The 9,851-nt window shown below is 62.6% G+C and carries 10 protein-coding genes; 4 read left to right on the top strand and 6 right to left on the bottom strand.

The window, feature by feature from the left end; all coding sequences use genetic code 11:
* The first annotated feature begins 12 nt into the window (after positions 1-12).
* On the top strand, positions 13-225 hold the full coding sequence (locus tag MESS2_RS14320; RefSeq protein ID WP_008875054.1) for a hypothetical protein: 213 nt from the start codon (positions 13-15) through the stop codon (positions 223-225).
* Here the strand turns inward: MESS2_RS14320 and MESS2_RS14315 are convergent, their stop codons facing one another.
* The 5 genes from MESS2_RS14315 to MESS2_RS14295 all read right to left on the bottom strand — a co-directional run bounded on the left by MESS2_RS14315 (position 226) and on the right by MESS2_RS14295 (position 5,297).
* Positions 226-894, bottom strand: coding sequence for a TIGR02117 family protein (locus tag MESS2_RS14315; RefSeq protein ID WP_008875053.1), 669 nt, complete (start codon positions 892-894; stop codon positions 226-228). It abuts the gene before it with no gap.
* Positions 895-1,012: 118 nt separating this feature from the next.
* Positions 1,013-1,762, bottom strand: a complete 750-nt coding sequence (locus tag MESS2_RS14310) for an amino acid ABC transporter ATP-binding protein (protein ID WP_040593083.1) — start codon at positions 1,760-1,762, stop codon at positions 1,013-1,015.
* A gap of 78 nt (positions 1,763-1,840) precedes the next feature.
* Positions 1,841-2,998: an amino acid ABC transporter permease gene (locus MESS2_RS14305; protein WP_008875051.1), complete on the bottom strand. Its 1,158-nt coding sequence runs from the start codon at positions 2,996-2,998 to the stop codon at positions 1,841-1,843.
* A gap of 4 nt (positions 2,999-3,002) precedes the next feature.
* Positions 3,003-4,190, bottom strand: coding sequence for an amino acid ABC transporter permease (locus MESS2_RS14300; RefSeq protein WP_008875050.1), 1,188 nt, complete (start codon positions 4,188-4,190; stop codon positions 3,003-3,005).
* Positions 4,191-4,268: 78 nt separating this feature from the next.
* Positions 4,269-5,297 carry an amino acid ABC transporter substrate-binding protein gene (locus MESS2_RS14295; RefSeq protein ID WP_008875049.1) on the bottom strand — a complete coding sequence of 343 codons (1,029 nt, stop codon included), beginning with the start codon at positions 5,295-5,297 and terminating at the stop codon, positions 4,269-4,271.
* 447 nt (positions 5,298-5,744) lie between these two features.
* Between MESS2_RS14295 and MESS2_RS14290 the strand changes: the two genes are divergently transcribed.
* A complete protein-coding gene (locus tag MESS2_RS14290; RefSeq protein ID WP_008875048.1) occupies positions 5,745-6,914 on the top strand; it encodes a cystathionine beta-lyase in 1,170 nt (389 codons plus the stop codon).
* Between the two features lie 108 nt (positions 6,915-7,022).
* Here the strand turns inward: MESS2_RS14290 and MESS2_RS14285 are convergent, their stop codons facing one another.
* Positions 7,023-8,249, bottom strand: coding sequence for an anion transporter (locus MESS2_RS14285; RefSeq protein ID WP_008875047.1), 1,227 nt, complete (start codon positions 8,247-8,249; stop codon positions 7,023-7,025).
* Between the two features lie 380 nt (positions 8,250-8,629).
* On the opposite strand from MESS2_RS14285, the gene MESS2_RS14280 reads away from it, so the two are divergent.
* Both MESS2_RS14280 and MESS2_RS14275 read left to right on the top strand, forming a co-directional pair.
* Complete coding sequence (locus MESS2_RS14280; RefSeq protein ID WP_008875046.1) at positions 8,630-8,962, top strand: hypothetical protein; 333 nt, start codon at positions 8,630-8,632, stop codon at positions 8,960-8,962.
* 79 nt (positions 8,963-9,041) lie between these two features.
* Positions 9,042-9,851: transposase (locus MESS2_RS14275; protein WP_040593078.1), on the top strand; the 810-nt coding region annotated here is incomplete at its 3' end.

Here is a 9,851-nt window from a genome sequence, read left to right as displayed (position 1 = left end):
TAAGAATGAGCTATGGCCAAGGTCATCCGATACGCTTTCGACCCGACAAATCCGCCTCCGCTGACAGATGTCCAGAAAGCGGAAATCGCAGCGCTGAAAGCACGTTCGAAGGATGATGTCGATACGAACGACATCCCCGAATTGACCGAAGAATTCTGGCAGAGAGCTGTCCGAAATTTCAAGCGGATCGGCCGGACCGCAAAACCGATTGATGAGCCCAAATAGTTAATTGTAAAGCCGCATCGACAGGCCAAGCGAGGCGGGCAGCGGGTTCCACCGGCCTGTGCGCAGGCCGGCCGTGCGCAAGGCCGCCGCCGTCCAGGTGTTGCAGCCGACCAGTGCATTGAAACGACCGTTCGCCTCGTAGAAGCGGTCGAAACGGGAATAGGCGGCATTCTCGACCACGATCGGGCCATTCGGCCCCTGCTGGAAACTCGCCGCGATGAAGTCGAGCAGTGCTGCAAAACGCTCCTCGCCGACATCGAAGCCGGCGACATCAGGATGCGGCTCGGCAATGTCGCCGGCGATATCGACATGCATCACCGAAGCGTCTGATGTCAGCGCCTTCATTACCGGCACCGCTTTCAGCTCCGACCAGGTTGGTGTCTCCAGATAGAAGGCGCGGCCGCCCCAGCCGAAGACGATGTAACGGACCTCCACCGCATCAGCCGGAATGCCGGCATCGACCAGGAAGCCGAAACGTTGACGCACGCCCTCGTCGACAGGAATGGCGATATCGGTGTGGATCGGGTTCTTCAGCACCAGGATGTGCCGCGTAGTGGCAGGATTGGCGACAGCCGCTTGCCATAGCGGCCGCGGCACCAGCGTGCCCAGTGTCACCGCAAGCACGACTGCCACCGCCAGTATGCCGAGAAACCGCCCGAGTTTTTTCATCGGACGCGGCCTTGCCACCTGGTCGCGACGCAGTGGGACGCGATCGCCGGCACGCGATCAGGACGCAAAAGAGCCCTGCCGGGGTGCGGCCGGGCTCTTTCGATCTGCATGAGACCGATCAGTGCAGGATCTGCGACAGGAACAGTTTCGTGCGCTCGTGGCGCGGATGGTCGAAGAACTCGGCCGGCGTGTTCTGCTCGACGATCTGGCCCTGATCCATGAAGATCACCCGGTTGGCGACCTTGCGGGCAAAGCCCATCTCATGGGTAACGCAGAGCATGGTCATGCCCTCTTCGGCGAGCCCGACCATCGTCTCCAGCACTTCCTTGATCATTTCCGGATCGAGCGCCGAGGTCGGCTCGTCGAACAGCATGATGCGCGGGTTCATGCACAGCGAGCGGGCGATGGCGACGCGCTGCTGCTGCCCGCCGGAAAGCTGTCCCGGATATTTGTTGGCCTGTTCCGGGATCTTGACACGCTTGAGGAAGTGCATGGCGATCTCGTCGGCCTGCTTCTTCGGCGTCTTGCGCACCCAGATCGGCGCCAGCGTGCAGTTTTCGAGAATGGTCAGATGCGGGAACAGGTTGAAGTGCTGGAACACCATGCCGACCTCGCGGCGCACCTCGTCGATCTTCTTCAGGTCGTTGGTCAGTTCCTTGCCGTCGACGATGATCTTGCCCTTCTGGTGCTCCTCCAGCCGGTTGATGCAGCGGATCATTGTGGACTTGCCCGAGCCGGAAGGCCCGCAGATGACGATGCGCTCGCCGCGCATGACCTTCAGGTTGATGTCCTTCAGCACATGGAATTCACCGTACCATTTGTGCATGGCGATGATGTCGATGGCGACATCGGTGGTGGAAATCTGCATCTTGGCGGCATTGACCTTGATCTCTTCCGCGCTGACGGCATTTTCTGTGGCCATGACAGGGTCCCCTTGTTCTTCTGTTTAGCGTTTGTGGCCGGTATCGAGCCGACGTTCCGTGTACATTGAATAGCGCGACATGCCGAAGCAGAACAGCCAGAAGACGAAGGCGGCGAATATCAGGCCGGACCTGGCCGTCTGCGGCGTTGCCCAATTGGCGTCGGAAAAGTTCTGCTTGACGATGCCGAGCAGGTCGAACATCGAGATGATGATGACCAGGCTGGTGTCCTTGAACATGCCGATGAAGGTGTTGACGATGCCTGGAATGACCAGCTTCAGCGCCTGCGGCAGCACGATCAGACCCATCTTCTGCCAGTAGCCGAGGCCCAGCGAGTCGGCTCCCTCATACTGGCCCTTCGGGATTGCCTGCAAGCCGCCGCGTATCACTTCGGCCATATAGGCCGCGGCAAACAGCGACACGCCGATCAGCGCCCTGAGATACTTGTCGAAGGTGACGCCGGCCGGCAGGAACAGCGGCAGCATAACGCTGACGAAGAACAGAACGGTGATCAGCGGGATGCCGCGCACCGTCTCGATGAAGATGATGCACAGCATCTTGACTATCGGCATCTTCGAGCGCCGGCCGAGCGCCAGCACGACGCCGAGAGGCAGCGAGACCGCGATGCCGACGAAAGACAGGCTGAGCGTCACCAGCAGCCCGCCCCACCGCGAGGTCTCGACATGCGGCAGGCCGAACATGCCGCCGACCAGCAGGACGAACGACACGATCGGCAGCACCAGGAACAGCAGGATGGCGTTCAGCCCCTTGCGCGGCACGCGCGGGATGAGCATCGGCACCAGCAGCGCCACGAACAGGACGGCGACCAGGATCGGCCGCCAGCGTTCCTCGATCGGATAGGTGCCGAACATGAACTGGCCGAACTTGGCGTTGACGAAGGCCCAGCAGGCGCCGCTCCAGCCATCCGCCTGGATGCCGCCCTGCGCCACCGTGGCGCAGACGGAACGGTCAGGCCCCGTCCACTGGGCATTGATGAAGGCCCAGTTGATGACCTGCGGCAGGATCATGACGACCAGTGCGATGCCGATGATGGTCAGGATGGCGTCGCCGACCGAACCGATCAGGTTCGTGCGCACCCAGGCTCCCATACCGCGCACGCTAGCCGGCGCCGGCTGTGCCAGCGCCATTTCGGTGCGCACCCAGGACGTGTCGTGTTCCTGCATGGCCTTACCTCTCCACCAGCGCCATTCTGGCGTTGACCACGTTCATGACCGCCGAGGTCACCAGGCTGAGTATGAGATAGACGGCCATCATGATCAGCACGCCCTCGACCGCCTGGCCGGTCTGGTTGAGCACGGTGCCCGCCGTGGCGGTCAGGTCCGGGTAGCCGATGGCGATCGCCAGGGAAGAATTCTTGGTCAGGTTGAGATACTGGCTGGTCAGCGGCGGTATGACGATGCGCATCGCCTGCGGAACGACGACCAGCCGCAGGATCGAACCCGAACGCAGCCCAAGTGCGGCGGCCGCCTCGGTCTGCCCCTTGCTGACGCCCCTGATGCCGGCGCGCACGATCTCGGCGATGAAGGCCGCCGTATAGCAGGACAGCGCCAGGTAAAGCGACAGGAACTCTGGGCTGACCTGGAAGCCACCGGTCAGGTTGAAGGTCGATTGCTTTGGATAATCAAAGCTCAAGGGGAAGCCGCTCAGCGCATAGGCAAGCAGCGGCAGCCCGACGATCAGCGCGGCGGAAGTCCAGAACACCGGGAATTGCTGGCCGGTCGCCATCTGCCGCTGATGCGCCTTGCGGGCGACAAACCACGCCATGGCGATGCCGACAAGCAAGGCAACGAAGATCAGCCAGGAGCCGTCGCCCCATACGGCGCGCGGAAAATAGAAGCCGCGCTGGTTGAGAAAAGAGCTGAACGGCAGATTGATGCTGTCGCGGGGCGGCGGCAGCACCGCAAGCACGCCGGAATACCAGAAGAAGATGACCAGCAGCGGCGGGATGTTGCGGAACACCTCGACATAGACCGTGCAGATCTTGCGGATCAGCCAGTTCTGCGAGAGCCGGCCGATGCCGATGATGAAGCCGATGATGGTCGCGGTGATGATGCCGACGACCGCAACGATGATGGTGTTGATGAGACCGACGACAATGGCGCGGCCATAGGTCGAATCCGATGAATAAGCGATAGCGCTCTCGCTGATGTCGAAGCCCGCGCGGCCCTTGAGGAAGCCGAAGCCTGAAGCAATGTGCAGGCGCGTCAGGTTGGCAATGACGTTTTGGGCAATCCACCAGACGCCCGCCACCAGCAAGACGACGACCACCGCCTGGAAGAAGAGACTGCGTACTTTCGGATCGTTGACGAAGGAACCACGGCTTGGCTCCTCGCGAAGAATTTCCTGCGATGCCATTCGACCACCCTTCTGGCGACCATCCCCTGAAAAGAGAAACCGGAAGGCAGCTTGGCCGCCTTCCGGATCACATCTCGATCAGCGGATGGGCGGAGCGTATTGCAGGCCGCCCTTGGTCCACAGCGCGTTGATGCCGCGCGCGATCTTCAGCGGGCTGCCCGAACCGACATTGCGTTCGAACAGTTCGCCGTAATTGCCGACGGCCTTGACGATGTTGACGACCCAATCGTTGGAGACGCCCAGATCGGTGCCGATCTTGGTATCTGCTTCCTGGCCGAGCACGCGCTTGATCTCGGGACTGTCCGAGGCCTTCATCTCCTCGACATTGGCCTTGGTGATGCCGAGTTCCTCGGCCTGCAACAGCGCGAAATAGGTCCACTTGACGATGTGGTACCACTGGTCGTCGCCCTGGCGCACGGCCGGTCCAAGCGGCTCCTTGGAGATGATTTCGGGCAGCACGACATGATCGGCCGGCGCGGCGAGCGTCAGGCGGATGCCGTAGAGGCCCGACTGGTCGGTGGTGTAGACGTCGCAGCGGCCCGCGTCATAGGCGGCGTTGACCTCTTCCAGCTTTTCGAAGACGACCGGGTTGTACTCCATCTTGTTCGACTTGAAATAGTCGGCAAGGTTGAGTTCGGTCGTGGTGCCGCTCTGCACGCAAACGGCCGCGCCCGAAAGCTGCAGCGCGGAATTGACGCCCGGCAGTTTCTTGGCGTTGATCATGAAGCCCTGGCCGTCATAGTAGGTGACGCCGATGAAGTTCAGGCCGAGCGCCGTGTCGCGGTTGATCGTCCAGGTGGTGTTGCGCGACAGGATGTCGATTTCGCCGGATTGCAGCGCGGTGAAGCGCTCCTTGGCGCTGAGCGGCGTGAACTTGACCTTGGAGGCGTCGCCGAAGACGGCGGCAGCGACCGCGCGGCAGAAATCCGCATCGATGCCTTGCCAGTCACCCTTGTCGTCCGGCGCCGAGAAGCCGGCCAGACCGGTCGAGACACCGCATTGGATGAAGCCCTTGGCCTTGACATCGTCGAGCGTGCTCGCCGATGCGGACGAAGCCATCACTCCAAGCGTGGCGGCGCCGAGAATGCCGATTGCAATGTGTTTCATGACCCACAGACCCTTTTCTGTTGTCAGGCAAAGCCTGATCTTTTTTCCCGTGTGAACGCAGCTCCGGTTCCGGCCCATTCCCGGAACCCCGCATCGTTAAGCGACGCGCTGCCTCCCATTCACGAACTGCATCGAAGGCGATTATTCCTGTGAGGTCAAGGGAAATGACCGAAAGCGAAAGAGTTTGAAAACCAATTGCCTGAAATGCCGGAATTGCAGACAAACGCATCGGGAAAATAGCAAGCCACGCAAACAGAATTGGCAGACACCGATCAGCGCCAATCCGGGTTTCCCCAAGGGAATCCGTCCTTCGGATCTACTCGGCATTACTGCTGCGTCGCCAAGAAGAATTGGCGTATTCGAAGTCCGCTGCTTGGCCGATACCGGGCGGTTGCACGGCCCGTGCCGCCGCACTATGGCTAGCGTCTCACCACAAGGCGAAGAAGAATGGCAGAAGACGGCGGCGACATTGGCATCAACACGCGGCTTGCCCACTCGGGCAACAATCCGCACGACTATTTCGGCTTCGTCAATCCGCCCGTCGTGCATGCCTCGACCGTGCTCTATCCCAATGCTGCGGCGATGGCGGCGCGCAGCCAGAAATACACCTACGGCACGCGCGGCACGCCGACCACCGATGCGCTGGCCGCCGCGATCGACGCGCTGGAGGGTTCGGCCGGCACGATCATGGTGCCCTCGGGCCTGGCGGCGGTGACGGTGCCGTTGCTGGCCTTCCTGTCGTCCGGCGATCATCTCCTGATCGTCGATTCCATCTATCACCCGACCCGCAATTTCGCCGACACGATGCTGAAACGGCTGGGCGTCGATGTCGAATATTACGATCCGCATGCAGGCGCCGGCATCGCGTCCCTGATCAAGCCCAACACAAGGGTGGTGTTTACCGAATCGCCGGCGTCCAACACTTTCGAGGTCCAGGACATACCGGCCATCGCCAAGGCAGCACATGCCGCGGGCGTCATCGTCATGATGGACAACACCTGGGCGACGCCGCTCTACTTCCGCCCGCTCGACCACGGCGTCGACATCTCGATCCACGCCGCGACGAAGTACCCTGCCGGCCATTCCGACGTGCTGCTGGGCACGGTTTCGGCCAACGAGGCCTGCTGGAAACAGCTTTGGGAAACCTTCAACACGATGGGGTGCTGCGCCGGACCTGACGACGTCTACCAGGTACTGCGCGGCCTGCGCACGATGGGCGTGCGCCTCGACCACCATCAGCGCAGCGCATTGGCCATTGCCGGCTGGCTGGAGGGCCAGCCGGGCGTGGCGCGCGTGCTGCATCCGGCGCTGCCCAGCCATCCCGACCACGGACTGTGGAAGCGAGACTTCTGCGGCTCGAGCGGCATCTTTTCGATCGTTCTGGCAGGTGGCTGCCAGAAACAGCAGCATGCCTTCCTCGATGCGCTGACGATATTCGGCCTCGGTTATTCCTGGGGCGGCTATGAGAGCCTTGCGGTGCCGGTCGTCCTCGGCGACCGCACCGTCGCCAAAGGTCCCTATGACGGACCGCTGATCCGCCTGCAGATCGGGCTGGAGGATGTCGGCGACCTCAAGGCCGATCTGGCGCGCGGCCTGGCAGCGGCTGCCGCTGCTTGAACTAGAGGATGGCAAGACTTTGCCAAACCGACTCGGAAAACCGACCTAACATACTGAAAAGACTGGCGCCGACGGCAGCCCTCCAATCCATTGACGCCAAAAGGCGGTTCAGAATCCAAACGCCAACCACGCCGTCCCGGCCAGCAGCGTCACCAGCGTCAGCGGCAGGCCGACCTTGAAGAAGGCGCCGAAGGAGAGCTGCGTGCCCACCGCCCGCGCCTGCTCGGCGACGATCAGATTGGCGACTGAGCCGAGCAACGTGAAATTTCCGGCCAAGGTCGAACTCATGGCCACCACCAGCCAGGCGCGCTCGGGGTTCTCCAGGCCGGGAATGAACGGCCGCAGCGCCAGCACCGCCGGCACATTGCTCATGATGTTGGACAGCACCGCGGTGAAGCCGGACAGCCGCCAGACATCGCCCAGCCCGAGGTCTTTGGCCGAGGCGACGATATCGGGCGTGAGCAGCGTCTTTTCGGCGCCGGCGACGACGATGAACAGGCCCGCGAACATGAACAGCAGCGGCCCGTCGATCTCGCGGTAGATGCGCGACGGCTTGATGGCGCGGGTGACCAGAAGGATGGCGCCGCCGATCAGCGCTGCCTTGGCGACTGGAACCCCGGCAAAGAAGGCGATCGCCAGCCCGATGCAGACGACCGACGCTTTCAGCACCTGACCCGGCAGCATGCGGCCGCGATAGACTTCGGGGCGAAGCTCGGTCTGGCGCGCGAATTCGGCGCGGTAGACGATGCGCACGATGACGATGACGGCGACGAGGCCGAACAGCGCCACCGGCGCAAGTGCCGCCGAAAAGGCCGGATAGGAAATCCCCGACAGCGCGCCGATGACCATGTTCTGCGGGTTGCCGGTAATGGTGGCGACGGTGCCGCAATTCGACGCGGTGGCCGTGGCGATCAGGTAGGGAACCGGATTGCGGTTGATGACGCGGGTGACGTGGACGACGATCGGCGCCATGACCAGGCAGATCGCGTCGTTGACCAGGAAGGCCGACAAGACACCGGTCAGCAGTGTCACCATGACCAGCAGCATGAAGGGCGCATGCGCATGCTCGATGGCGACGGCGCCGAGCGCGCGAAAGGCTCCGGAGACCTTCAGATGCGCGACGACGATCATCATGCCGAGCAGCAGCGTGATGGTGTCGAAATTGATGGCGCGGTAGGCGTCGTCCAGGCTGAGCGCACCGATGGCGATCATTGCCGCGCCGCCGAGCAGCGCGATGCCGGCCCGATCGAGGCGCAGCCCGGGGATCCTGCCGATAGCGACGCCGGCATAGGTCAGGATCAGGATCAGCAACGCCGCCGCGCCCATCAGTGTCATTCGCAGATCGCCCCGTTCAGATCGGCCCGGCCCCGCCATTGGCGAATACAGTCCACCCCTCTTCGACCGCGGACATGGAATGAACGCAAGCACATGAGGTGTCCGCGACGCCGGCGAATCCCGTCCGCCGACCGGACGATTAGCGATATCCGAAAAAAGGCAGGCTTCGCCAGCCTTTCCGGTGAAAACTGGAACAGACGTGTCCAGAACGGACCCGAAGAAATTGGCGATCCCGACGGGATTCGAAGCCGGTGCTCTATCTAGCTGAGCTACGGGACCGCTGCGCCGACCGCTGGATTATCAGCCATTGCCGAGCCGCGGATAGAAGTGCGGGCGCGTCTTCCTTCGTTTGCATGCTTCGGCGATATTAGCGACGGTGCATGTATCTGAAGCCGGAGCCCCCTACCCCCAACCGGCGAGGCCCGGTGCCGAAATCTGTCCGCACCGGAGCGGGCACCGGCCCGCTGCTCTCGCCCTTGCCAACGGTCGTGATGCCAGCACCAAGTCAATTTCTTGACGCCGAAGATAGGGCACTCTGCCAACGGGTGGCCGATCAAGTAACCGCCGATGCAAAATGGTACAGCACATCAATCGACAAGCATGTTTTAGCTTCGACCATACTGAGCCTCTTTCAGCATGGCGTCGTCAACGAAGCGAATTTGCTCGCACATGTCCGCGCGCGCCGCCACGACTTCACAAAGCACACCGGCTAGCAGCCTGTCGGACTTGAGCCGAGGGCTTGGATGAGATTCAGTTGCATTATTGATTCTGCGATTTTTGACTGGGGCGGTGATGAGCAACTTTCGCCAGGTTGATCGGGAGACCGGGTTTTTGCTGCCGCCATCGGTGGACGAATGGCTGCCGGAGCGGCATCTGGCGCGCTTTGTTGTGGAGGTGATCGAGCGGCTCGACCTGTCGGCGATGGTCAAGGCCTATCGCGGCTCGGGCTCGGCCTCGTATCACCCGAGCGTGCTGTTGGGGCTGCTGGTCTACGGCTACGCCACGAGAGTGTTCTCGAGCCGCCAGCTCGAGCGCGCCACTTACGATTCGGTGGCGTTCCGCTTCATCGCTGCCAACGATCATCCCGACCACGACACCATCGCCACGTTCCGACGCCGGTTTCTCAAGGAGATCGAAGGCCTGTTCGTCCAGGTTCTGATGCTGGCCCGGGAGGCCGGGGTGCTCAAGCTGGGCACGGTGGCGCTGGACGGCACCAAGGTTCACGCCAACGCCAGCCGGCACAGCGCGCTGTCCTATGAGCATGCCAGCAAGCTCGAAGCGCAGCTGAAGGCCGAGGTCAAGGAGTTGATGGCGCTGGCGGAGGCCGCCGATTGCGCGGATGTGCCGGATGGAATGTCGGTGCCGGAAGAGTTGGCCCGGCGCGAGCAGCGCCTGGCCCGCATTGCCGCGGCCAAGGCGAAGATCGAGGCGCGGGCCAAGGAGCGCTTCGCGCGCGAGCAGGCCGACCATGAAGCGAAGATGACAGCACGCGAGGAGAACGCGAAGAAGACGGGCCGCAAGCCGGGCGGGCGGCCGCCGCAGCCGCCGCAGCCGCCGACGGCAGGGCCCGGTCCCAAGGATCAGGTCAACCTGACCGACGAG

Source organism: Mesorhizobium metallidurans STM 2683, assembly GCF_000350085.1.
Lineage (GTDB): Bacteria > Pseudomonadota > Alphaproteobacteria > Rhizobiales > Rhizobiaceae > Mesorhizobium > Mesorhizobium metallidurans.
Note: the sequence above shows the minus strand (reverse complement) of the source record. Positions and strands in the feature narration are given on the sequence as shown.

What these genes read in the sequence shown, in the direction of transcription:
- MESS2_RS14320 (WP_008875054.1), top strand. Translation starts at nt 13, where the DNA reads ATGGCCAAGGTCATCCGATACGCTTTCGACCCGACAAATCCGCCTCCG.
- MESS2_RS14315 (WP_008875053.1), bottom strand. Translation starts at nt 894, where the DNA reads ATGAAAAAACTCGGGCGGTTTCTCGGCATACTGGCGGTGGCAGTCGTG.
- MESS2_RS14310 (WP_040593083.1), bottom strand. Translation starts at nt 1,762, where the DNA reads ATGCAGATTTCCACCACCGATGTCGCCATCGACATCATCGCCATGCAC.
- MESS2_RS14305 (WP_008875051.1), bottom strand. Translation starts at nt 2,998, where the DNA reads ATGCAGGAACACGACACGTCCTGGGTGCGCACCGAAATGGCGCTGGCA.
- MESS2_RS14300 (WP_008875050.1), bottom strand. Translation starts at nt 4,190, where the DNA reads ATGGCATCGCAGGAAATTCTTCGCGAGGAGCCAAGCCGTGGTTCCTTC.
- MESS2_RS14295 (WP_008875049.1), bottom strand. Translation starts at nt 5,297, where the DNA reads ATGAAACACATTGCAATCGGCATTCTCGGCGCCGCCACGCTTGGAGTG.
- MESS2_RS14290 (WP_008875048.1), top strand. Translation starts at nt 5,745, where the DNA reads ATGGCAGAAGACGGCGGCGACATTGGCATCAACACGCGGCTTGCCCAC.
- MESS2_RS14285 (WP_008875047.1), bottom strand. Translation starts at nt 8,249, where the DNA reads ATGACACTGATGGGCGCGGCGGCGTTGCTGATCCTGATCCTGACCTAT.
- MESS2_RS14280 (WP_008875046.1), top strand. Translation starts at nt 8,630, where the DNA reads ATGTATCTGAAGCCGGAGCCCCCTACCCCCAACCGGCGAGGCCCGGTG.